The 23,347-nt window shown below is 68.6% G+C and carries 19 protein-coding genes; 11 read left to right on the forward strand and 8 right to left on the reverse strand.

Features of this window, described 5'->3' with window-relative positions; genetic code table 11:
• The 5 genes from ACTOQ2_RS36855 to ACTOQ2_RS36875 all read right to left on the reverse strand — a co-directional run.
• The coding region (locus ACTOQ2_RS36855; protein ID WP_440072976.1) for an ATP-binding cassette domain-containing protein at positions 1-194 on the reverse strand (194 nt) is incomplete at its 3' end.
• Positions 191-1,372 (reverse strand): ROK family protein, encoded by a 1,182-nt coding sequence (locus ACTOQ2_RS36860; protein WP_440105565.1) that lies wholly within the window; start codon positions 1,370-1,372, stop codon positions 191-193. The genes ACTOQ2_RS36860 and ACTOQ2_RS36855, both read right to left, overlap by 4 nt.
• Before the next feature lie 131 nt (positions 1,373-1,503).
• The gene (locus tag ACTOQ2_RS36865) at positions 1,504-5,031 is read right to left on the reverse strand and encodes a ThuA domain-containing protein (protein WP_440105567.1); all 3,528 of its coding nucleotides are present in this window, start codon (positions 5,029-5,031) and stop codon (positions 1,504-1,506) included.
• Between the two features lie 493 nt (positions 5,032-5,524).
• Complete coding sequence (gene wrbA / locus ACTOQ2_RS36870; protein WP_440105569.1) at positions 5,525-6,148, reverse strand: NAD(P)H:quinone oxidoreductase; 624 nt, start codon at positions 6,146-6,148, stop codon at positions 5,525-5,527.
• A gap of 206 nt (positions 6,149-6,354) precedes the next feature.
• Entirely contained in the window at positions 6,355-7,158 is an 804-nt protein-coding gene (locus tag ACTOQ2_RS36875; protein ID WP_440105571.1) for an SDR family NAD(P)-dependent oxidoreductase, read from the reverse strand.
• A 114-nt stretch (positions 7,159-7,272) separates the two neighbouring features.
• Between ACTOQ2_RS36875 and ACTOQ2_RS36880 the strand changes: the two genes are divergently transcribed.
• Positions 7,273-7,764: a MarR family winged helix-turn-helix transcriptional regulator gene (locus ACTOQ2_RS36880; RefSeq protein ID WP_440105573.1), complete on the forward strand. Its 492-nt coding sequence runs from the start codon at positions 7,273-7,275 to the stop codon at positions 7,762-7,764.
• Positions 7,765-7,923: 159 nt separating this feature from the next.
• Here ACTOQ2_RS36880 and ACTOQ2_RS36885 read toward each other — a convergent pair whose 3' ends face one another.
• Complete coding sequence (locus ACTOQ2_RS36885) at positions 7,924-8,820, reverse strand: SDR family oxidoreductase (RefSeq protein WP_440072986.1); 897 nt, start codon at positions 8,818-8,820, stop codon at positions 7,924-7,926.
• Between the two features lie 338 nt (positions 8,821-9,158).
• On the opposite strand from ACTOQ2_RS36885, the gene ACTOQ2_RS36890 reads away from it, so the two are divergent.
• Positions 9,159-10,217: an NAD(P)H-dependent amine dehydrogenase family protein gene (locus ACTOQ2_RS36890; protein WP_440105575.1), complete on the forward strand. Its 1,059-nt coding sequence runs from the start codon at positions 9,159-9,161 to the stop codon at positions 10,215-10,217.
• Positions 10,218-10,578: 361 nt separating this feature from the next.
• Here ACTOQ2_RS36890 and ACTOQ2_RS36895 read toward each other — a convergent pair whose 3' ends face one another.
• Together ACTOQ2_RS36895 and ACTOQ2_RS36900 are read right to left on the reverse strand one after the other, a co-directional pair.
• Complete coding sequence (locus ACTOQ2_RS36895) at positions 10,579-11,085, reverse strand: flavin reductase family protein (protein WP_440105577.1); 507 nt, start codon at positions 11,083-11,085, stop codon at positions 10,579-10,581.
• Positions 11,086-11,345: 260 nt separating this feature from the next.
• Entirely contained in the window at positions 11,346-12,128 is a 783-nt protein-coding gene (locus ACTOQ2_RS36900) for an ABC transporter ATP-binding protein (RefSeq protein WP_440105578.1), read from the reverse strand.
• A 320-nt stretch (positions 12,129-12,448) separates the two neighbouring features.
• Here ACTOQ2_RS36900 and ACTOQ2_RS36905 point away from each other — a divergent pair, with 320 nt between their 5' ends.
• From ACTOQ2_RS36905 to ACTOQ2_RS36945, 9 genes are all read left to right on the forward strand, one after another.
• A complete protein-coding gene (locus ACTOQ2_RS36905; protein WP_440105580.1) occupies positions 12,449-13,342 on the forward strand; it encodes a glutathione S-transferase family protein in 894 nt (297 codons plus the stop codon).
• 216 nt (positions 13,343-13,558) lie between these two features.
• Positions 13,559-16,096: a glycoside hydrolase family 9 protein gene (locus tag ACTOQ2_RS36910; protein ID WP_440105582.1), complete on the forward strand. Its 2,538-nt coding sequence runs from the start codon at positions 13,559-13,561 to the stop codon at positions 16,094-16,096.
• A gap of 114 nt (positions 16,097-16,210) precedes the next feature.
• Positions 16,211-16,576: a type II toxin-antitoxin system RelE/ParE family toxin gene (locus ACTOQ2_RS36915; protein WP_440105584.1), complete on the forward strand. Its 366-nt coding sequence runs from the start codon at positions 16,211-16,213 to the stop codon at positions 16,574-16,576.
• Positions 16,577-16,583: 7 nt separating this feature from the next.
• The gene (locus tag ACTOQ2_RS36920) at positions 16,584-16,862 is read left to right on the forward strand and encodes a helix-turn-helix domain-containing protein (protein ID WP_362846078.1); all 279 of its coding nucleotides are present in this window, start codon (positions 16,584-16,586) and stop codon (positions 16,860-16,862) included.
• A 46-nt stretch (positions 16,863-16,908) separates the two neighbouring features.
• The gene (locus ACTOQ2_RS36925) at positions 16,909-17,574 is read left to right on the forward strand and encodes a B3/B4 domain-containing protein (protein ID WP_440105585.1); all 666 of its coding nucleotides are present in this window, start codon (positions 16,909-16,911) and stop codon (positions 17,572-17,574) included.
• A 193-nt stretch (positions 17,575-17,767) separates the two neighbouring features.
• Entirely contained in the window at positions 17,768-21,466 is a 3,699-nt protein-coding gene (locus ACTOQ2_RS36930) for a multifunctional oxoglutarate decarboxylase/oxoglutarate dehydrogenase thiamine pyrophosphate-binding subunit/dihydrolipoyllysine-residue succinyltransferase subunit (RefSeq protein WP_440105587.1), read from the forward strand.
• Positions 21,467-21,614: 148 nt separating this feature from the next.
• Complete coding sequence (locus tag ACTOQ2_RS36935; RefSeq protein ID WP_329094229.1) at positions 21,615-21,791, forward strand: DUF6104 family protein; 177 nt, start codon at positions 21,615-21,617, stop codon at positions 21,789-21,791.
• A gap of 70 nt (positions 21,792-21,861) precedes the next feature.
• Positions 21,862-22,659, forward strand: a complete 798-nt coding sequence (locus tag ACTOQ2_RS36940) for a DUF4097 family beta strand repeat-containing protein (RefSeq protein ID WP_440105589.1) — start codon at positions 21,862-21,864, stop codon at positions 22,657-22,659.
• Positions 22,656-23,345, forward strand: a complete 690-nt coding sequence (locus tag ACTOQ2_RS36945; protein ID WP_440105590.1) for a PadR family transcriptional regulator — start codon at positions 22,656-22,658, stop codon at positions 23,343-23,345. Before ACTOQ2_RS36940 ends, ACTOQ2_RS36945 begins: the two co-directional genes overlap by 4 nt.
• Positions 23,346-23,347 lie beyond the last annotated feature (2 nt).

Genomic DNA, 23,347 nt, shown 5'->3' on the forward strand with positions numbered 1-23,347 from the left:
TGGTGAGCGCCCGCCAGGGTCTTGATCAGCGTGGACTTCCCGGCACCGTTCTGGCCGAGCAGGCAGTGCACCTCTCCGGGCAGCACTTCCAGGTCGACGCCGTCGAGGGCGCGCACTCCGGGGAACTGCTTGACGATCCCGCGCATGAGGAGCAGGGGGTTGGCTTCTGACATGGGGCCTCGCTGGTTCATCATGGGGCCGAGAGGACGTGGTCGCTGCTGAGCCTGGCCGCGCCGACCACGCCGGCGTCGGGTCCGAGCTCCGAGAGCACGATGGGCAGGTTGCCGGTCGCCAGGGGCAGCGACCGGCGGTAGACGACGCTTCTGATCTCCGCCAGGAGGACGTGGCCCAGCTGGGCCACTCCTCCCGCGATGATCACGAGGCCGGGGTTGAAGAAGCTGACGAGCCCGGCCAGCACCGTGCCGACCCTGCGCCCGCCGTCGCGGATGAGCCGTACCGCCTCGGCGTCGCCCATCTCGGCGGCCTTGGCGACGTCCTCGGCGGTGAGGGTGCCCGTCACGTCGAGGCGCCGGCTCAGGTAGGCCGAGCGCCCGGCGATGGCCGTGGCCTCCCTGGCGAGGGCGGTCCCGCCGAAGTAGGCCTCCAGGCAGCCGACGTTGCCGCAGGCGCAGACGGGCCCCTGGTCGTCGACGCGGATGTGGCCGATGTCGCCGGCGCTGCCGGAGACACCGCGGTAGATCTTGCCGTCCACCACGATGCCGCAGCCGATGCCGGTGCCGATCTTGACGAGCAGGAAGTCGTCCACCTGCCTGGCCAGCCCCGAGTGGAGCTCGCCGAGGGCCATGATGTTGACGTCGTTGTCGACCACGGCGGGGCAGCCGAGGGCCTGGCCGACCGCCTCCCTGACGGGAAAGCGGTCCCAGCCGGGCATGATCGGGGGCGCCACCGGCACCCCCTCGCGGAAGCTGACCGGTCCGGGGAGGCCGATTCCCGCGCCGTACAGCTGGGTGAACAGGCCCTGCTCGCCCAGCTTGGCGATCATCTCCATGGCCTGGTCGAGCACGGCCACCGGACCGTCGCGCACGTCGCACCGCTCGCTCAGGTGGCCGAGAATCTCCATCTCGCCGTTGGTGACGGCCACGTCGATGGAGGTCGCGCCGATGTCGATCCCGGCGAAGCGGAGATCTCCGGAGATCCGCACCAGGCCGGACCTGCGCCCGCCGCGCGAGGCCGCCAGCCCGGCCTGCTCGGCCAGGCGCAGCTCGACGAGGCGGTCGAGTTCCAGGTTGAGCCGGGAGCGCGACAGGGCGGTCACGTCGCCGAGTTCGGCGCGCGACCGCGCCCCCTCGCGCAGCAGCCGGAGCAACGCGGCCTGGTGCGCGTTCTCCGGCCGGACGACGGTCCGCTTCACTACACCCTCCCTGTTCCGAGCAGGTGTGCAGAAGCTAACCCTCTTTAGGCGGGTTTGTGAATCACTTTTACCTAACAGTTCGCCGACTTTTGCCTCAATCGGCAAAAGTCGGCGAACTTGACCATGCTGGGTCAGCTGATCCGGGTGAGCCTCCACTGCTGGTTGGTGGCGGTGCCACAGGTGGCCTGGGTCAGTTGCGTGCCGTTGGCCGTCGAGGCGCCGGGCACCTCAAGGCACAGGTTGCTGGCGACCGAGGCGATCCTGTAGGTGCCGTTGGAGTTGGCGGTGAACCTCCACTGCTGGTTGGCGGCGTTGTGGCAGGTCCACTGGATGATCAGCCCGCCCGGTGAGGTGGAGCCGCCGTTGACGTCCAGGCACTTGCTGCTCTGGACTCCGGTGAGGGTGAAGGCGCCGCCGGCCGCCGCGCCGAACCTCCACCGCTGGTTGTTGCCCGTGCCGGCCGTCCACTGGACCACCCTGGCCCCGTCGGCCGTGGACTGAGCCTCGACGTCGGCCGCCTTGGAGCTGTGCGCGGCGACCAGGGTGTAGACGCCGCCGGCCACCGGCCCGGTCGGTCCTCCTGTCGTGTTCAGGGTGAAGGAGTCGAGGTCGAACTGGTTCGCCGCGGAGGGCTTGAACACCAGGAACAGCGGGTGGCTGCCGGACAGCGCCGTCACGGATGTGGCGGCCGTCTGCTGGTAGGTGTCCCAGCCTCCGGTGCTCGGCACGGTCGTGGTGGACAGCAGCTGCCCGGTGGGCGAGTCCGCGCGCAGCTCGATGGTGCCGCCGCCCGACGGCGAGGACAGCCGGTAGGAGACCGACGTGATCCCCTGGACGCTCATCGGCGAGAAGGAGATCCAGTCGTTGCTGGAGATGTCCCCGACGCGCTTGCCTGCCTGCGCGCCGGCCTGGTCGATGACCCGGACCCCGGAGGAGCCGGTGAAGTACTCGGCCTGCTTCTGCCGGGGCTGCAGGATCAGGTTGGCGGTGTTGGACAGGCCTCCCGCGTCGGTGTAGGTCGCGGTGAGGACGTAGAAGGTGTTGGCGTCGGCGTCGTGTCCGGAGTTCGTGGTCACGACGGTCCCCGAGCAGCCGGTGAACTGGCCCGTGTCATGGCTGTGGGTGTCGTGGCCCAGCGCCGTGACCACCCTGACCTTGGAGCAGTCGATCGTGCCGTCCTCGGGGTCGGTGACGGTCACCGTGTACGGGACCGAGTCACCGAAGTTGATCGTCGTGCCGTCGGGCGGCGAGCCGAACCTCACGACCGGCGCGGTGTTGCCGACCGTGATGGGCACCGTCGCCGAGCCGCTCTTGCCCGACGGGTCGGTGATCGTGAGCTTGGCGGTGTAGGTGCCGTTGGAGGTGTAGGTGAACGAGGGGTTCGCCGCGGTGGAGTCGGTCGAGCCGTTGCTGGTGAAGTCCCACGCGTAGGTGAAGGCGTCGCCGTCGGGGTCGGAGGAACCGGCCGAGGAGAACTGGACGGTGAGCGGGGCCTGGCCGGAGGTGGGCGTTCCACCCGCCTTGGCGACCGGGGAGCGTGAGCCGCCGTTGATGTAGTCGATGCGGTAGACGCCGTCGTCGGGGTTGGTGCCGCCGTAGCCGACGCCCCACTCGATCAGGTACATCGCGCCGTCGGGGCCGAACTTCATGTCCAGCGGCGACCTGAACCCGAGGTTGGACAGGAAGCGGTTGGTCTTCAGGACGTTGCCGCTGCCGTCCAGCCGCATCTCCATCAGGTAGTTGCGGCTCCACTCGTAGAAGAACGGGGTGTCGTCGAAGTACGCGGGGAACTTCGTCTCCGAGGGGTTGGCCGCGTCGTAGTGGTAGAACGGGCCGCCCATCGGGGCCGCGCCACCGCCGTTGCCCATCTCCGGCCACTCGTTAACGAGGTGGTAGTTGTACCAGACGTTGGCGGGCTTGACCGCGGGCAGGTTCGTCAGGCCCGTGTTGTTGGGCGAGTTGTTCACCGGCGCCGAGCAGTTGAACTTCGCCCCAGAGGTGTTCGTGGCGAAGTTGTAGTCGTTGAACGGGATGTTGTTGCCCACGCAGTACGGCCAGCCGTAGAAGCCGGGCGACTTGATCAGGTTCCACTCCACGGTGCCCTCGGGCCCGCGGTTGGCGTTGGCCGATCCCGCGTCGGGGCCGTAGTCGGCCGCCGAGATCCAGCCGGTCTCGGAGTCCACCGAGAAGCGGAACGGGTTACGGAAGCCCATCGCGTAGATCTCCGGGCGGGTCTGCGCGGTGCCCTGCGGGAACATGTTGCCCGAGGGGATCGTGTAGGTGCCGTTGGTCTCGGGGTGGATCCGCAGGATCTTGCCGCGCAGGTCGTTGGTGTTGGCGCTGGTCTTCTGCGCGTCGAAGTTGGCGCGGCCCGGACGCTCGTCGATCGGCGTGTACCCGTCGGAGGCGAAGGGGTTGATGTCGTCGCCGACGCCGATGTATAGGTTCCCGCCGGGACCGAAGGTGAGATACCCGCCGGTGTGCCCCGGCTCGTCGACCCTGGTGGCCGGGATGCTGAGAAGCTTCTTCTCGCTGGACAGGTCGAGGCTGTCACCGGCGCCGTTCAGGGTGAACCGGGAGACCTGGTTGATCGCCGCGGAACCGGTCGGCGAGTAGTTGAGGTAGACCCAGCGGTTGGTCGCGAAGTTCGGGTCCAGGGCGATGCCGACCAGCCCGTCCTCACCGCCGGTGTAGACGCTCAGCGTGCCGGTGGTCACGATCTGGCCGTTGCTCTTGCGGACCAGCATGAGCTTGCCGGAGCGGGCGATGTAGTAGACGTCGCCGTTGGGGGCGATGTCCAGGCCCATCGGCTGGTCGGGCGCGCTGTCGAGCGTCACCTTCTGGTACCGGTTCCACACGGTGCCGCCGCAGTCGCCCGCGGCGTTGCCGGCCGCCCACTTGATGCCGCCGAGCACGTGCTGACGGAAGTTGGCCTCGCTGTAGGAGGCGCTCTCGTGGCCCATCGCGGTCGCCCACACGCGCCCGCCCTCGGTGGTGCGGCACCAGGAGATCGGGTGGTCGGGGCCCATCCTGTTGCTGCCGGCGTTGTAGGTGCTCTCGTCGGCGGCGACCAGGACGTGGACGTCGCCGCGCATGTTCTTGCTGAAGTTGTACCACTCCTCGGTACGGACCCAGCGGTCGGGCAGGCCCGCGGTGGAGGGGTGCTTCTTGTCCAGGACCTTGGCGGTGCCCTGCAAGATGGCCGAGTGCGCGGTCATGTGCGCGCCGCCCTGGATGAGTTGGTCCCACCAGGGGAACTGGGTCTCGATGTCCATGTCGGTGGTGTTGTGGATCGCCACGATCCCACCGCCGTCGTTGACGAACTTCTGGGTGGCCTGACGCTGGGCGTCGTTGTCCCAGACCATGCCGGAGTTCTGCAGCATGATGATCGCGTCGAAGGTGGCCAGGTTCGCGTCGTTGAACACGGTCGAGTTCGCGGACTGGACGACCTCGAAGTCGTTGGCGGCGGCGAGCTGCTGGACCATCGTGATGCCGGCCCCGATCGAGGCGTGCACGTAGCCGGCGGCCTCGGTGAACAGCAGCACCCGGAAGGCGGCCGCCTTCGCGGTTCCCGCGTTCGCCGGGGACATCGACAAACCGGAGACCACGGATAACAGGAGCAGGATCGGGACCATTAAGGCGGTGAGCGGGCGGCGCATGGAATCTCCTGGGGGGAACGAGAAGGACATGCGAAACGAACCGGACGGCCTGGGCGGGCATGCCGGAAGATCGGGAGGAAGAGGGTGGGCGAGCCGGTTGCGACGCCGGCAGAGTGGTGCAAATCTCGAAATCTGCTGATTTCTAGCTTATTTCCTCCTCATTTCAGGATGGTAGGGACGAGTTCTGCCGACCGTCAAGCAAAAGATTGCTCGCGTCAAGCAGAACCTCTCACCCGCGCTGCGAAAGCGGCCCCGGTCCTCCCGACCCCTTTCACCCTCCCTACCGGGCAATTCATCTGATTTCCACAACCTCAGCGCACCGTTCGGACCGTTCCACAATCGCCGGAAGTCATCGTGAACCTTTCATGCGACGAACCTTTCGGGCGCCGGTCGAGACCGGCGCCCGCTCCGGTGGCAGGCCTGACGCGTTCCAGGACACCTTCCTGGGGCTCTTCCGCTCCATGCGGCCGGCAATTGCCGGAAGAGCCGTCCGTCAGGCGGCGTTTCCTCGCTTGAGCGCCCGCCCGAGCCGCACGACACGCTCGGCCTGGTGGCGGGCGGCGTTGCGGGTGTCATCGTCGATCGAGCCCAGGTCGGGGCCGAACACCGCGTGGTGTGAGGTGCCGTACGGGTTGCCGTCGACGTACTTGACGGGGTCGGTGTAGCCGGGCGGCGCGATCAGGCCACCGAAGTGGTAGATGCTGTTGTAAATGGCGAGCAGGGTCGACTCGTGCCCACCGTGACGGGTGCCGGTCGAGGTGAAGGCGCTGTAGACCTTGTCGGCCAGCGCATTCGTCTGCCAGAGGGGAGACAACGTGTCGATGAACTGCTTCAGCTGAGCGGCGACGTTGCCGAACCGGGTCGGTGAGCCGAAGATGACGGCGTCCGCCCAAGCGACGTCGTCGAGGCTCGGGGCCGGCACCTCGGCGGTGGCCGCGTGGTGGGCGGCCCAGAGCGGATTCGAGTCGATCACGGCCTGCGGTGCCAGCTCGGGTACTTTGCGGACGCGGACATTCGCACCGGCGGCCTCAGCCGCTTCGGCCATTTCCTTGGCGATCGCCGTTCCGGTGCCCGTCGAGGAGTAGTAGATCACGGCAAGGTTGACGATATCGGACATGGTTGGTCCTCTCTTGTGAAGGGTTCAGGAATTCGTGATGTGCCGGGCGGTTGATCCGCGGTGGCGGGGGTATTCGCACGCCCTCCGGCGAGAACGGCTCGCATCGTCGATGCGGATCCGGACAGGGAACTCTCGGGCATGGTCACCGAGTTCACCCGGACGTCCCTTGATGGTGGTCGTGGTCCAGGCGGTCGTGCGCCGGCTGCTCAGGCTCCGGCCAGTTTGCGACGATCCGAGAGCGTCGGCAGGTGACCGGTCGTTCCACCGTCGACGTTGATCCGCTGGCCGGTGATGAACTTCGACTCGTCGGACGCGAGGAAAACGACCGCGTTGGCCACATCGGCTTGTTCTCCGACGTACGCGAGCATCTGGGAGTCGAGGACCAGCTTCACCGGCGCGACGTCCTCCAGGGGGTGTGCGCCACCGGACGCCTCTGGTGCGGCGGGCGGCGGGATCAGCCCCGGAGCCACCGCGTTGCAGCGGATGCCCAGATGGCCGAACGAGGTGGCGATGGACTTCGTCAAGTAGTCGATCGCCGCTTTGCTCGTGCCGTACGAGACCAGTGCGAGGTCTCCGCCTGCGGCCTGAACCGACGAAGTGTTGATGATCGATCCACCCCCGGCTTCGGCCATCAGGGGGATGGCGTGCTTGCTGCCGAGGAAGACGCTGACCATGTTCACCTCCAAGGTCCGCATCAGGTAATCACGGCTGACACCCACCACGTCGGTGTCCTGTTTGATCCAGTCGCTGCCCACCAATCCGGCGTTGTTCCACAGCACATCGAGCCCGCCGTAGGTCTCCTTGGCGAATGCCACGACTCCTGCGATGTCGTTCTCGACGCTGACGTCACCGCCGTACGGCGCGACGTCGAAGCCCTCCCCCACGAGCTCCTTCGCCCGCTCGTGGACGGACGAAGACAGGTCCATCATCACCACGCGTGCCCCCTCGGCCGCCATGGCCCGCGCTCCCGCGAACCCAAGGCCGCCCGCGGCACCGGTGACGATCGCCACCTTGCCCTTCAAACGGTCCATCTATCTCCCCCTCGCGAAGTAGTTGAAATTTCAGCACCTTCTTCTACGCTAGCATAAGGTGCTGAAATTTCAACTAACTCGTGCGAGGTCGAGATGGCGGAGACCCGGTGGCTTGACGAGGAGGAGCAGCGGACGTGGCGCAGCTTCCTGATCGCCAGCAGGCTGTTGTTCGATCGACTGGAACGAGACCTGAAGGAGGAGTCGGATCTCTCCTTCACCTACTACGAGATCCTCACCCGGCTTTCGGAAGCGCCCGGGCGCTCGATGCGGATGGCCAACCTCGCGGCCGCGTGTGTCTTCGACCGCAGCAGGCTGAGCCACGCGGTCGACCGGCTGGTGCGCGACGGCTGGGTCCGCCGGGTGCCGTCTCCCTCGGACGCGCGTGGCCAGCTGGCGGAACTCACCGACGAAGGCATGGAGCAGGTCCGGCAGGCCGCCCCCCGCCACGCCGAGCAGGTTCGGGCACTCATGTTCGACCGCCTCACCCGTGAGCAGCAAGAGGCCTTGCGGGAGATCAGCGAGGCGCTGGCCACCGGGATGGTCGACGTGCGGAAGCTCACCACGATGGGCTGGCCGTCACAGTGACGCCCGCGAAGCCTTGGCCGGAAGAGCCGGCCCGCGCCGAGGGGATTCGCCCCCTGCCCCTTCGATGCGAACGAAAAGGGCGCCCTCGAAACGAGAGCGCCCTCGAACGGCCGGCCGGCCGTCACGACCACGGCGGCCGCCCCGGCCGGTACGTGACCGTCAGAGCATGGCCTTCATCGAGGCGGTCGCCTGCTGGCCGAGAGTGGTCGGGGTCAGGTACGGCTGCTCGGCGAGGATCGCCTCCCAGTTGTCCCGGATGTCCTCCACCGTGTGGTCGTCCTGCCGCCAGCCGGGCCCCTCGGCCACGAACACCCGGGCGATCCGGCCGCCGCCGACGCTGAAGACCTCGCCGCTGGTCTCGCAGGCCTCGTGCGCCAGGAAGGTCACCAGGGCGCTGACCCGCTCCGCGGTGAATTTGGCCTCGAACTCGGCGGGCAGGATCTCCTCGGTCATCCGGGTCCAGGCGATCGGCGCGATCGCGTTGGCCTTGATCCCGGCCCTGGCGCCCTCGATGCCGAGCGTCTTGGTGAGGCCGACCAGGCCCATCTTGGCGGTGGAGTAGTTGGCCTGGCCGAAGTTGCCGAACAGCCCGGCGGGCGAGGAGGTGTTGATGATCCGGCCGTACCCCTGCTCCTTGAGGTAAGGGAACGCCGCCCGGCTGACCAGGAACGAGCCGCGGACGTGGACGGCGAGGACCTGGTCGAACTCCTCGACGCTGATCTTGCCGAAGGACTTGTCCCGCAGGATGCCGGCGTTGTTGACGACGATGTCCAGCCGCCCGTAGGTGTCGATCGCGGTCCCCACGATCGCCTGGGCCCCCTCGGGGGTCGCGACGTTGTCGGTGTTGGCGGTCGCCTCCCCGCCGTTCTTCCTGATCAGCTCGACCACCTCGGCGGCCGGGCCCGCGGAGGCGCCGGTGCCGTCCAGTGCCCCGCCCAGGTCGTTGACCACCACCTTGGCGCCGCGCTCGGCGAGCGACAGCGCGTGCGAGCGGCCGAGTCCGTGCCCGGCGCCGGTGATGACCGCGACCCTGCCGTCAAACCGCAGCTCTGACATCCGCAACCCTCCCACGAGAACATAATTCTAGTCGTTTGAACAATAGCTCGCCCGGCCCTCGTGATGCCATGGGGATCCTCGGGACACCACCTGCGAAATCACCGGGACGACATCCGCCGAACCATGACGAATCGCCGGAGAGCCCTTCCCGGCACCGGCCCGGCACCGGAAAGAAAGGCGCGGAGTGGTAACCAAAAACGCGTGGGATCATTGCGGATAGTAAGCACGCGTGTTAATTTCTGCTAAAGTTTTTGCCCCACACGGGCGAGGGTCAACGACGACACCCCTCACTTTTTCCTAGTACGGCCCCGCCCAATATTTTGGGCTGGAGGCCCTATATGTCCTTATCGCCGCCCCTGCGCGTGGTCCAGTGGGCCACGGGCGCCGTCGGCAGATACTCCCTGCGCAGCGTGATCACCCGGCCGGAGTTCGAACTGGCCGGAGTCCTGGTCTACGACCCGGACAAGGTAGGACAGGACGCGGGGACCCTCGTGGGGCTCCCCGAGGCCGGTGTCACCTGCACCGACGACGTCGAGGAGATTCTCGCCACGGAGGCCGACTGCGTGCTGCACATGCCGCTGCCGGCGTCCTACTTCGGCGGGGAGTATCCGAGCGACGTGGAGACCATCTGCGCACTGCTCGCCGCCGGCAAGAACGTCATCACCACCACCGGGTTCGTGTATCCCAAGTGCTACGGCCCGGGGGTGGTGGAGCGCCTGGAGGCCGCCTGCCGCGCGGGGGGCACGTCCCTGCACGGCACCGGCGTCAACCCCGGTTTCATGAGCGACATCCTGCCGCTCACGCTGACCGGCCTGTCCAGCCGCGTCGACCACATCTACATCCGGGAGTCGTCCGACTTCCGGGGGCACCCTTCCCGGCAGATCGTGGTGGACCTGTTCGGCTTCACGCGTTCGGCCAAGGACTACGTCGCCGCCGTGCGCCCCTTCCGCGCCTTCCAGCGCTCGCTGTTCGCCGAGAGCGTCCAGTTCGTGGCCGACAACCTCGGCGTGGCCCTCGACGAGGTCGAGGAGAGCGACGAGTTCGAGCTCGCGTCCGAGGAGTTCGAGATCAGCGCGGGACTGGTCAGGGCGGGCACCGTGTGCGCGTCCCGCTGGATGTTCAGCGGGCTGGTCCGCGGCCGTCCCTTCATGACGGTGGAGTGCGTCTACAAGGCCGACGCCACCCGGGTGGAACGCTGGGCCGATCCCGGCTTCAGCGTCCACATCGAGGGCGTGCCCCAGCTGATGCTCACCGTGGGTGAGATCTCGCACGGCCTGGCCAGCGCCGCCGCCCACGCCGTGAACTCCGTCGCCGCCCTCTGCGCCGCCCCACCGGGCATCCGCACCGCGGTGGAGCTCCCCCTGGCCACCGGCCGGGGCACCGTCCGCCTCGCCTGAGGATCCTCCTCGGCCCCCTCCGAGGCATCCCCCGCGTGGACACTCCACGGCGCCGCCCCGCGGGCGGGCCGGACAAGCCGCATGATGAGCCTGGGTACGACAGATAGAAGTCTCATTCACGACAACTGGTATATGTAATGCCATAAGTGAGAAATTGCGGCAATCAGTATTTCATTCAACAAACGGATCTGCGGGCCTCCGCGCGTGCGCCAATGCGCCGGCCGCCCGCGACACCTCCGGTTCCCGCGCCGCGTCCCCCCTCCCGCGCCGGCCGCGGCACCCGCGAGGAACGCTCCGGCGCGGACGTCCCCCGCGAGATCGGCCGGAGGGTTCCCGCGGGATCAGGAGGGATCGAGAGGGGTCAGGGGTGCGGGATGAAGCGCCCGAAGCGGCCCTGGTGATACAGGAGCGGGCGTCCGCCGGGTTCGAGGCTGGTCTCGATCACGAGTCCGACGACCAGGACGTGGTCGCCGATGTCGACGGTGGAGTGGGGAGCGCAGATCAGGTGGGCCGAGACGCCCTCCAGCAGCGGGACGCCCAGGTGCCCGGGGGTCCAGGAGGTGGGGGCGGCGAAGCGGTCGACGCCCTTCCTGGCGAAGCGCGAGGCCACCTCGGCCTGGTCGCTGGCCAGCACGTTCACCGCGAAGTGGTCCGCCTGCCTGAGCCAGGGCCAGGTGGTCGAGGACTGGTCCACGTAGAAGGAGACCAGCGGGGGCGTGAGGCTGACGGATGAGAACGAGGTCGCCGTGAGGCCGACCGGCATGCCCTCGACCTGAGCGGTGACGACGACGACTCCCGCCGCGTGAACGGCGAGGGCCTGCCGGAAACGCTCCGCGTCGACCGCCCTGCCGGACAGTGTCTCGGTCATGCCGCCTCGCTTAGGACTGTGTGGGTTACTGTGAAGATGATCCACTTCGTCACTTTTTCCCCTTTAAGGAACAAAGGACACTACTCAAAACCCATGGGGGTCTCTATCTCTTCCCGCGTCACGCGGGAGCCCTTTTCCCGAGTGCCGCGGGGCCAGGGCCTCCCCGTCCCCGATCCGCCGGGCGACGGCCTCCGCCGCCCGGACGGCCACCCCGTGGGTGCGCGATCCGAGCCGCGGGTTTCCCACCACGGTCACGATGCTCATGAGGCCACCGGCGCTTTCTGGTCGACGTCGGAACGGAGAAGCTTCCACACCTCGTGGCGGTACTCCCCGAAGCGGGAACCGCCCCTCGGATCTCCCTCGCGGGAGCCGAGATCCACCTCGACGGTCCGCCCGATCCTGCCGGGCCGGGACGTCATGACCGCGACCCTCCGGCCGAGGTAGACGGCCTCGTCGATGCTCCGGGTGGCGAACAGGATCGTCGTACCGGTCTTCTCCCAGATCCGTACCAGTTCCTCCTGGAGCGACTCCCTGGTCCCGGCGTCCAGCGCGGCGAACGGCTCGTCCAGCAGCAGCACGGCCGGATCCGCGGCCAGGCTCCTGGCGACGGCCACGCGCTGGGGCATCCCGAGGGAGAGCTCGTGGGGATAACGGTCGCCGAACTCGCCCAGCCCCACCAGGTCCAGATACTCCCTGGCCAGCTCGGCGCGCTCCCCCTTCGTGGCGGCCCTGCCCTCCAGCGCGAACTCGATGTTGGACAGTGCCGTGCGCCAGGGGAACAACGCGTACTGCTGCAGGACGATCCCCCGGCCGAGACCGGGGCCGTCGAGGGGGACGCCGTCCAGCAGGATCCGGCCGGTGGTCGGCGCGGCCAGCCCGGCGATCAGGTCGAGGAGGGTGGACTTGCCGCAGCCGCTCGGCCCGACCAGGGCGAGGAGCTCCCCCTCCCGTACGTCGAGGTTGACGTCGTCGAGGGCGGCGAAGGAGCGGTGGGTGTCGCGGCCGGTGAACTCCTTGCCGACCCCCTGGATCCGGAGTCTCACCGGGCACCTCCCCTGAGGGCACGAACGGGGATGACGGGAGCGGCGGGGAGGGGGATGGGGACATGTCTGATCATGATCACGAGAGGCGTCCTATGCGTCCTGTGAGGTGTGGGATGGGACGGCGGGTGGATTCATGATCACGGACACTGTGCGCTGAACACGCGGCAGAGGTCGACGTGCGCGCACCGAGTCAGATAGATGCCCATACCGGAGAAGCTACGCATCGCTTCGCGGTAAGTCAATATTTCCTACTTGTTATACATGAAATACCTCGGCGGAGGGGGTGCCCCTCCCGGCCGAAGGTCCCGTACCGTCGAAGCATGAAGCTGGAAAAGGAGATCTCCGGCGGCGGTCGCTTCGAGAGGCAGCCGAACCGGTTCACGACGCGGATCGAGGCGGGCGGCGAGCACCCGCCGGAGCCCGGCCGCTACCAGATCTACGCCTCCTACGCCTGCCCGTGGGCGCACCGCTCCCTCATCGTCCGCGAGCTGCTGGGCCTGCGGGAGGTGGTCGGGGTGACGATCGTCGACCCGATCAGGGACGAGAAGGGCTGGCGGATCCCCGGGGGCGACCCGGTGACCGGGGTGGAGTACCTCTCCGAGCTCTACCTGGCGACCGACCCCGGCTACGAGGGCCGCTACACGGTGCCCTGCGTCTGGGACGTCACCGCCGGGCGCCTGGTGACCAACGACTACCCGCAGATCACCCTCACCCTGGAGACGGCCTTCGCACCCTGGCACGCCGAGGGCGCCCCCGACCTCTACCCGGAGGAGCTTCGCGAGAAGATCGACGCGCTCAACGAGGTGATCTTCCGCGGCCTCAACAACGGCGTCTACCGGGCCGGGTTCGCCCGCTCGCAGGAGGCGTACGACGAGGCGGTCACCGACGTTTTCGCCACGCTCGACCTGCTGGAGGAGCGGCTGTCCACCCGCCGGTACCTGCACGGCGACGCACTCACCGAGAGCGACGTGCGGCTCTACCCGACGCTCGCCAGGTTCGACGCCGTCTACAACTCGCACTTCAAGTGCTCGGTGCGGCGGCTGATCGACTACCCGGTCCTGTGGGCCTACGCACGCCGGCTGTACGCCGTTCCCGCGTTCCGCGACACGACCGACTTCGACCAGATCAAGCGGCACTACTTCGTGACGCAGACGAACGTCAACCCGAGCGGGATCGTGCCCCGTGGGCCGGAGGTCGACTGGACCGCTCCCTGAGACGGACTCCGGGAGGGCCTGAAAGTTTCATCCGACAAATCGGTCATTGACCCGGTGAGCGAGTGGTCGGGGAGAGGGGCCGGTTGACGGTGGGCGAAACGCGCTGGAAACATCGGGCACCCAGGTTGTGGGAGCGCTCCCACTTGGATCCCTTCAACGGGATCCTCGGACCCAAGCTCCCGCAACCTGGCACCTCCCCCGCCCAAAGGACCCCCCGTGATCAGACCACCTGCCTGGCTCGCCCTCGCCACGGCCGCCGCCCTGGTGACCCTGACCCCCCTGCCCGCCGCAGCGGACGGCCCGGAACAGATCGTCAACGGCACCTTCGACACCGGCACGGCTCCCTGGTGGAGCACCGGCAACACCGCGCTGGAGGTCGAGGACGGCCGTCTGTGCGCCGACATACCCGGCGGCACCGCCAACCCCTGGGACGTCATCATCGGCCAGAACGACATCCCCCTGGTCAAGGACGAGACGTACGAGTTCTCCTTCTTCGGGATCGCCACGCCGGGCCGGGTGGCCAAGGCCCTCGTCCAGCTCCCGGTCGACCCCTACACGCAGTACCTGTCGGCCAACCCCGAGCTGAGCGTGTCCGGCAACGACTACCGCTACACCTTCACCTCGCCCGTGGACCTGCCGGGCGCGCAGGTGGCGTTCCAACTCGGGGGCAGCGCCACCCCATGGAGGTTCTGCGTGGACAACGTCTCCCTCAAGGGCGGGGCCGAACCTGACGTCTACGAACCGGACACCGGGCCCCGCGTCCGGGTGAACATGGTCGGCTACCTGCCCTCGGGGCCGAAGAACGCCACCCTCGTCACCGAGGGGACGGAGCCGGTCGCCTGGAAGCTCAGGCGCGGCGGTGAGGGCGGGGAGGTCGTCGCCGAGGGCGACACCGTCCCGCGCGGCGTCGACGGGAGCTCCGGCCAGAACGTGCACTCGATCGACTTCGGCGCGGTCACCGCGCCCGGCACCGGCTACACGCTGGAGGCCGACGGCGAGACCAGCCGCCCCTTCGACATCGGCGCGAACGTCTACGGCGAGCTCAGGACCGACGCGCTGAAGTTCTACTACACCCAGCGCAGCGGCATCCCGATCCTCGACGAGCTCCGCCCCGGCTACGGAAGGCCCGCCGGCCACGTCGGGGTCGCCCCCAACCGGGGCGACGTCGAGGTGCCCTGCCAGCCCGGCGTCTGCGACTACACGCTGAACGTCAAGGGCGGCTGGTACGACGCGGGCGACCACGGCAAGTACGTCGTCAACGGCGGCATCTCCGTCCACCAGCTGATGTCCGCCTTCGAGCGCGCCAAGGCCGACGGCGTCCACAAGGACGGCGACCTCGACATCCCCGAGAGCGGCAACGGGGTGCCCGACATCCTCGACGAGGCCCGCTGGGAACAGGAGTTCCTGCTCAGCATGCAGGTCCCCGAGGGCAAGCCGTACGAGGGGATGGCCCACCACAAGATCCACGACGCCGCGTGGACCGGCCTGCCCCTGCTGCCCCACCTGGACCCCCAGCCACGCGAGCTGCACCCGGTCTCCACCGCCGCCACCCTCAACCTGGCCGCCACCGCGGCCCAGGCGGCCCGCCTCTTCGCCCCGTACGACGCCGCGTTCGCCGCGCGCAACCTCGCGGCGGCCAGGAAGGCGTGGGCGGCGGCGAAGGCGAACCCCGCGCGATACGCGGACCCGGCGGACGGGGTGGGCGGCGGCGCCTACAACGACGACAACGTGACCGACGAGTTCTACTGGGCCGCCGCCGAGCTCTATCTCGCCACCGGCGAGAAGGAGTTCAAGGACTACGTGCTCGCCTCGCCGCACCACACCGGCGACATCTGGCGCGAGCGCGGCTTCGACTGGGGCAACACCGCCCAGCTCGGCCGCCTGCAGCTGGCCTCCGTGCCCAGCGCGCTCCCCGACCGGGCGCGGGTGCGCGAATCCGTCCTGGAAGGTGCGGACAAGTATCTCGCCGTCCAGAAGGCCCACCCGTACGGCGTTCCGTACAACCCGCCGGACTACGACTGGGGCTCCAACAACCTGGTGCTCAACAACATGGTCGTGATGGCCGTCGCCCACGACCTGAGCGGCGAGGCGAAATACCACGACGGGGTGCTGGAGGGGCTCGACTACATCTTCGGGCGCAACGCCCTCAACCAGTCGTACGTGACCGGCTACGGCGAGGTCGCCTCGAAGAACCAGCACAGCCGCTGGTACGCCCGCCAGCTCGACCCGTCCCTGCCCAACCCGCCGCGCGGCACCCTGGCCGGAGGCCCGAACTCCGCCATCCAGGACCCGGTGGCCCAGGCCAAGCTCCAGGGCTGCAAGCCCCAGTTCTGCTACATCGACGACATCGAGTCGTGGGCCACCAACGAGCTGACGATCAACTGGAACTCCCCGCTCTCCTGGATCGCCTCCTACCTCGACACCCCCGCCGCCCCCGGCCCGTGCAAGATCACCTACACCAACCACGGCCAGTGGCCCGAGGGGTTCAACACCCAGGTCACCATCACCAACACCGGGACCAAGGCGATCGACGGCTGGACCCTCAGCTGGTCCTTCCTGGGCGGCCAGGCCGTCCGGAGGCACTGGAGCGCGGACCTCGCCCAGGACGGCGCGACCGTGACGGCCAAGAACCTCGCCTGGAACAAGACCATCAAGCCCGGCCGCTCGATCACCTTCGGCTTCATCGGTGCCGACGCCCCCGGACCCAACCCCAGACCGGAACGCTTCCTCCTCAACGGCACCCTCTGCACGTGACCGACGCGGCTTGACCCCGTACGTCCACAATCGGAGGCGCGAGCCGGTGACCTGCGGTTACCGATCTCAGCGTATCGCGGATTATATAATCGATGACATATAGCCTCACGCTCCGTGAGGCTATATGTCATCGAGATCGAGCCTGAGATCCGATCTTGGCTTGAGTCGCTGTCCGAGCGCGACTACGTGAAGGTCGAAGCCCTGGCCGATCTCCTCTCCGAACAGGCCGAGACGCTCGACGAGCCGTACTCCAAGCACCTTGGCGGCAAAGTGCGTGAGCTGCGCCTCTCGCTCACACGCCGTCAGGTCAGGATCACCTACTGGCTCGCTCCCCGCCGACGCATCGTCCTTCTCACCGTCTTCACCAAGACACGCCGCAGGGAGACCGGTCAGGTTGAACGCGCTCGTCGAGCACAGGTCGAATGTGAGAATCTTCATGTGGTCGCCTCGGAGATCTACGACCGCGTCTGGAAGGACTGAGTGGGGCATGGCTCACAGCACGTGGGAGCGGACGGGCGCCGAGCGCCGGGCCGACGCCTACCAGGAGGCCCGCGAGGCGTTGCTTCTGGGGCAGCAGGTCTACAACCGCCGGACGGAACTCGGTCTCTCGCAAGCCGAGCTGGCCGAGCGGGCCGGGATGACCCAACCGCAGGTGTCCCGCCTGGAAACAGGGGGGGTCACCCCGACGCTGGCACTGCTCCGGCGCCTGGCGAAAGCGCTGGACGCCGACCTGAACGTCACCTTCACCCCCCACGCGGCCGCCTGACGCCGCTCCCGGGGGACGAGGGCGGTGGGCGCCCTAAACTGGGGGCGTGATCGAGGACATCCGGGTGGACCCCGCCGTCAGCATGCTCAGGCCCGACTTCGGGGTGCTGGTGATGGGGGTGTACGGGCTGCGCAACGGGCCCACGGACGACAGGTCGCGGGCCTGGCTGGCGGAGGCGGCGGAGAAGGCCGTGGCCGTCGACGACCCGAAGGTCGAGGCGTGGCGGGAGGCCTACCGGGGGTTCGGGGCGAAGCCGCAGCGGACCAGGCCGTCGGTGGACGCGCTGGTCAGGCGGATGCCGCCGCCGGAGATCAACCAGGTGGTCGACGCCTACAACGCGATCAGCATCAGGCACGGCCTGCCGATCGGCGGGGAGGACCTGGCCCGCTACGAGGGGACGGCGAGGCTGGTGCGCGCGAGCGGCGACGAGCCGTTCGAGATCGTCGAGAAGGGCGAGCCCGCGATCGACCACCCGGAGGCCGGCGAGGTCGTCTGGCGCGACGACAGGGGCGTCACCTGCCGCCGCTGGAACTGGCGGCAGTGCGTCCGCACCCGGATCACCGAGGAGACGACGGACGCGCTGTTCCTGCTGGAGCGGCTCGCCCCCCTGTCCTCGGAGGAGCTGCGCGCGGCCGGGGACGAGCTGGCCGGGTTGCTCGAAGATGTCACCCCGGGGATACGCGTGGAGTCCCGGCTGGTCTGGCCGGGCTGATCATGCCTGCCACATCGGGCTGACCAGCGCCTGAGCGGGTAAACCGTTACCCGGTGGCTGACCGTTTTAACCCATGCTGAGAGGATCGGCAAGGAAGCTGTCGTCAGACTGGCGCAGGTCCGAGCCGAGGCGAGTAGCCTTGGACAGGTTCTCTATCATCAACGCCGATCTGCGGAAGAGGGCGATTTCCGCCGTGTCGTCTGAGTCGTCGCGGACAAACCCGCTGGCAGCCTTTGGTCAGAACGAATGGCTTGTCGACGAGCTGTACCAGAAGTACCTCCAGGACCCCGAGTCGGTCGACCGGGCCTGGTGGAACTTCTTTGCCGACTACAGCCCTGATTCGGGGTCCGGCCGTGCCGCACCCCCGGGGGCGGCCACCGCCGCGCCCGCTCCACCGACCCCCGCTGCGCCCTCGGCCACCCCGGCTGCGGCTCAGGCCACCCCGGCCCCCGCGGCGACGACCCCAGCGCCGGCGGCGGCCAAGCCCGCCCCGGCGGCCCAACCCAAGCAGGAGACGCAGTTGCCCGCCGCCGCCGGTGCCGAGGAAGTCCGACTACGCGGCGCCGCCGCCAGGACAGCGGCCAACATGGAGGCCAGCCTCGTCGTGCCCACGGCGACCAGCGTGCGCGCGGTCCCGGCGAAGCTGCTCATCGACAACCGGATCGTGATCAACAACCACCTGTCGCGCGGTCGCGGCGGCAAGGTGTCGTTCACGCATCTCATCGGCTACGCGGTGATCAAGGCCCTCAAGGTCCTGCCGGAGATGAACCACTCCTACGCCGAGGTCGACGGCAAGCCGGTGCTGGTCAAGCCCGAGCACGTCAACCTGGGCCTGGCCATCGACGTCGCCAAGAGCGACGGCACCCGCCAGCTCCTGGTCCCGTCGATCAAGGCGACCGAGGGGATGGACTTCCGCCAGTTCTGGGTCGCGTACGAAGAGGTCGTGCGCAAGGCCAGGGCGGGCAAGCTGGGCGTCGACGACTTCAGCGGCACGACGATCTCGCTGACCAACCCGGGCACCATCGGCACCGTGCACTCGGTGCCGCGCCTGATGCCGGGGCAGGGCACGATCATCGGCGTCGGCGCGATGGAGTACCCCGCCGAATACCAGGGGGCCTCCCCCGACACGCTCTCCCGCCTCGCGGTGAGCAAGGTGATGACGATCACCAGCACCTACGACCACCGCATCATCCAGGGCGCCCAGTCGGGCGACTTCCTGCGGCAGGTCCACCGGCTGCTGCTCGGCGAGGACGGCTTCTACGACGAGATCTTCGAGGCCCTCCGGATCCCGTACGAGCCGATCCGCTGGGTCCAGGACATCTCGACCACCCACGACGACGACGTGGCGAAGTCGGCCCGGGTCATCGAGCTGATCCACGCCTTCCGGGTCCGCGGCCACCTCATGGCCGACACCGACCCGCTGGAGTACAAGCAGCGCAAGCACCCCGACCTCGACATCAAGTCGCACGGCCTCACCCTGTGGGACCTGGAGCGCGAGTTCGCCACCGGCGGCTTCGGCGGCCGGCCCCTGATGAAGCTGCGCGACATCCTCGGCGTGCTGCGTGACTCCTACTGCCGCACCATCGGCGTCGAGTACATGCACATGCAGAACCCCGAGGAGCGGGCCTGGATCCAGGCCCGCATCGAGCGGCCGCACGCCAAGCCCGACCGCGAGGAGCAGCTGCGCGTCCTGGAGCGGCTGAACACCGCCGAGGCGTTCGAGACGTTCCTGCAGACGAAGTTCGTCGGGCAGAAGCGCTTCTCGCTGGAGGGCGGCGAGTCGCTGATCCCGCTGCTCGACTCGGTGCTGAGCGCCGCGGCCGAGGAGCGGCTCGACGAGGCCGTGGTCGGCATGGCCCACCGCGGCCGCCTCAACGTGCTGGCCAACATCGTCGGCAAGTCGTACGGGCAGATCTTCGGCGAGTTCGAGGGCAACATCGACCCGCGCAGCGCCCACGGCTCCGGCGACGTGAAGTACCACCTGGGCGCCAGCGGCGACTTCGTCTCGCCCGACGGCTCCAAGCTCAAGACCTCGGTTGTCGCCAACCCCTCCCACCTGGAGACGGTCGACCCGGTCCTGGAGGGTGTGGTCCGCGCCAAGCAGGACCTCCTGGAGCGCGGCGAGGAGGGTTTCACCGTCCTGCCGGTGCTCGTGCACGGCGACGCGGCCTTCGCGGGCCAGGGCGTGGTGGCCGAGACGCTCAACCTGTCGCAGCTGCGGGGCTACCGCACCGGCGGCACCGTGCACATCGTGGTCAACAACCAGGTCGGCTTCACCACCAGCCCGGCCAGCTCGCGCTCCAGCGTGTACGCCACCGACGTGGCCCGGATGATCCAGGCCCCGATCTTCCACGTCAACGGCGACGACCCCGAGGCCGTGGTCCGGGTCGGCAAGCTGGCGTTCGAGTACCGCCAGGCGTTCCGCAAGGACGTGGTGATCGACCTCATCTGCTACCGGCGCCGGGGGCACAACGAGTCCGACAACCCGGGCTTCACCCAGCCGCTGATGTACGACCTGATCGACGCCAAGCGCTCCACCCGCAAGCTCTACACCGAGGCGCTGATCGGCCGGGGCGACATCACGGTGGAGGAGGCCGAGGGCGCGCTCCGCGACTACCAGGCCAAGCTGGAGAACGCCTTCGCCGAGACCCGCGCGGCGGCCAAGGACCCGACGGGCGAGTTCTCCCGCCCGGTGGACATGGAGACCGTCCCCTGGTCGCACGAGGACGTCAAGACGGCCGTCTCCGAGGAGACCGTCAAGCGGATCGTGGAGACCCAGCTCAACATGCCCGAGGGCTTCACCGTCCACCCGCGCCTGCTGCCGGTGCTGCAGCGCCGCGGGCAGATGGTCGCCGAGGACCGCATCGACTGGGGCATGGGCGAGACCCTGGCCTTCGGGTCGCTGCTTATCGACGGCCACCCGGTCCGCCTCGTCGGCCAGGACTCGCGGCGCGGCACGTTCACCCAGCGGCACGCCGTGCTGGTCGACCGCGTCACGGGCGAGGAGCACACCCCGCTCAAGACGTTCAACCAGGGCACCACGAAGTTCTACGTCTACGACTCCCTGCTGAGCGAGTACGCCGCGCTCGGCTTCGAGTACGGCTACAGCGTGGAGCGGCCCGAGGCGCTGGTCGCCTGGGAGGCGCAGTTCGGCGACTTCGTCAACGGCGCCCAGTCGATCATCGACGAGTACCTCACGTCGGGCGAGCAGAAGTGGGGCCAGCGCTCCGGCGTCACCCTGCTGCTGCCGCACGGCTACGAGGGGCAGGGGCCCGACCACTCCTCGGCCCGCATCGAGCGCTTCCTGCAGATGTGCGCCCAGGACAACATGACCGTGGCGCAGCCCACGCTGCCGGCCAACTACTTCCACCTGCTGCGCTGGCAGACGCTGTCGAACCGGCACCGCCCGCTGGTGGTGTTCACGCCCAAGTCGCTGCTGCGGCACAAGGCGGCGATCTCGGCGGTCAGCGACTTCACCTCGGGGTCGTTCCAGCCGGTGCTGGGCGACATCACGGCTCCCCCGGCCGGCGTCCGCAAGGTCGTGCTGGTCTCCGGCAAGCTTTACTACGACCTGGCGGCGGCCCGCGACAAGCAGGGCCGCAACGACGTGGCGATCATTCGCCTCGAGCGGCTCTACCCGTTCCCCGCCGACCCGCTGGAGGCCGAGCTGAGCCGTTACGCCGCCGACATCGAGCTGGTGTGGGCGCAGGACGAGCCACTCAACATGGGTCCGTGGCCGTTCCTGGCGCTCAAGATGGCCGAGAACCCGGGGGTCTTCGGCGGGCGTTCGATCAAGCGGGTCTCCCGCAAGGCCAACTCCTCGCCGGCGACCGGCTCGCACTCCACCCACGAGGCGGAGCTGCAGCAGATGCTGGGCGAGATCTTCAACTAGGCGACCGGCCCAGGCCGGTCCGCCGCAGGCGTCACCACGGAAGTCCCCCGCAGGAGCCTCTGCGGGGGACTTCCCCGTTTGTCGCGAGCGTCGTCACGAGGTCGCGAGCACGACCACAGCGTCATCAGTGTCATTGAGGGAGAACGCGATGTACTTCACCGATCGGGGCATCGAGGAACTCGTCGCGCGCCGGGGCGAGGAGGAGGTCACCGTCGTGTGGCTGGCCGAGCGGCTGCGCGAGTTCGTCGACCTGAACCCCGACTTCGAGACGCCGGTGGAACGGCTGGCCACCTGGCTGGCCCGGCTGGACGACGAGGACGACTGAGAAAAACGCGATATATCTTGACCCTCCGGACAACGCGACATATCGTGTTCAGTACAAGGAGGTCACGTACATGCGGCAATGGACGATAGAGAAGCCGGAGCAGCTCACCTTCGACTCCGTCAGGAAACTCAACGTGCGCATCGTGGCGGGGAAGCTGGCGGTGCTGGCCAGCGACGGCCCTCCCAGGCTCGAGGTCACCGAGGTCGACAGCCCCCCGCTGCTCGTCACCCACGACGACGACGGCACGCTCACCGTCACCTACAGGGATCTCACCTGGGACGGACTGCGGGGCTGGCTGCGCCCCGGCCGCCGCCGGGCCACGCTCGCGCTGACCGTGCCGAAGAACTGCCCGGTCAACGTGGGGGTCGTCTCCGCGTCCGCGGTCGTCACCGGGTTCGAGGGCCGCACCTCGGTCAGGAGCGTCTCGGGCGGGATCGTGCTCGACGGGGTGAGCGGCGAGATCAACGCCGACACCGTCTCCGGCGACGTGGAGAGCCGCGGCCTGGTCGGCGACCTGTCGTTCAAGAGCATCTCCGGCGATCTCACCGTCGCCCAGGGCACGCCCCGGCGGTTGAGCGTCACCACCGTCTCCGGCCGGATCACCGCCGACCTGGAGCTCCCGCCGACCGGCCACGTCACGATGAACAGCGTCTCCGGCGACATCGTGCTCCGGCTCCCGCACACGGTCGAGACCGACGTCAAGATCCGTTCCAACTCGGGCAGGCTCGACACCGCCTTCCCCGAACTCGACCACTCCGCCCAGCCCGGCGCGAAGACGCTGGGCGGCCGGATCGGCGGCGGCATGGCGTCGCTGACGGCCAACACCGTCGCCGCCGACGTCACTCTTCTGAAGGGAGTCCAGGCATGAGCCCGGTCTTCGGCCACGGAAGGCTCCGGCTCTATCTCCTGAAGCTGCTGGAGGAGAGCCCGCGCCACGGCTACGAGGTGATCCGGCTGCTCCAGGATCGTTTCCTCGGCGTCTACTCTCCCTCTCCCGGCACGATCTACCCGCGCCTGGCCCGCCTGGAGGAGGAGGGCCTGGTCACCCACGAGGTGGTGGACGGCAAGAAGGTCTTCACCATCAGCGACCGGGGCCGCGACGAGCTCAACGAGCGGCTCGACGAGCTCGCCGACCTGGAGCAGGAGATCTCCGACTCCGTCCGCGACATCGCCCGCGAGGTCAAGGAGGACGTGCGCGACACGGTCAAGTCGCTGCGCGAGGAGCTCACCCAGATGGCGCGCGAGGTGCGTCAGAGCCCCGAGCAGGACCCGCGCAAGGTCTGGCGCGAGCAGAAGACGGAGTGGCAGCGCCAGAAGCGCGAGTGGCAGCGCCAGACCGGCGAGTGGAAGGACGAGTGGAAGCGCGTCTGGGCCGACGGCTTCACCGGCGAGGGGCCACGCGCCGGAGACGCCCGGCTCGGGCAGATGCTGGCCGAGTTCGTCGAGGAGGTCCGCAGGGACGCGGCGGCCGCGCAGGTCAGCGAGGAGACCCTGGCGACCGCCCAGGACGCCCTGTACGACGCGGCCCGCCGCATCCGCGACGCGCTCCGGTGATC

The organism is Streptosporangium sp. H16 (assembly GCF_051918855.1).
Lineage (GTDB): Bacteria > Actinomycetota > Actinomycetes > Streptosporangiales > Streptosporangiaceae > Streptosporangium.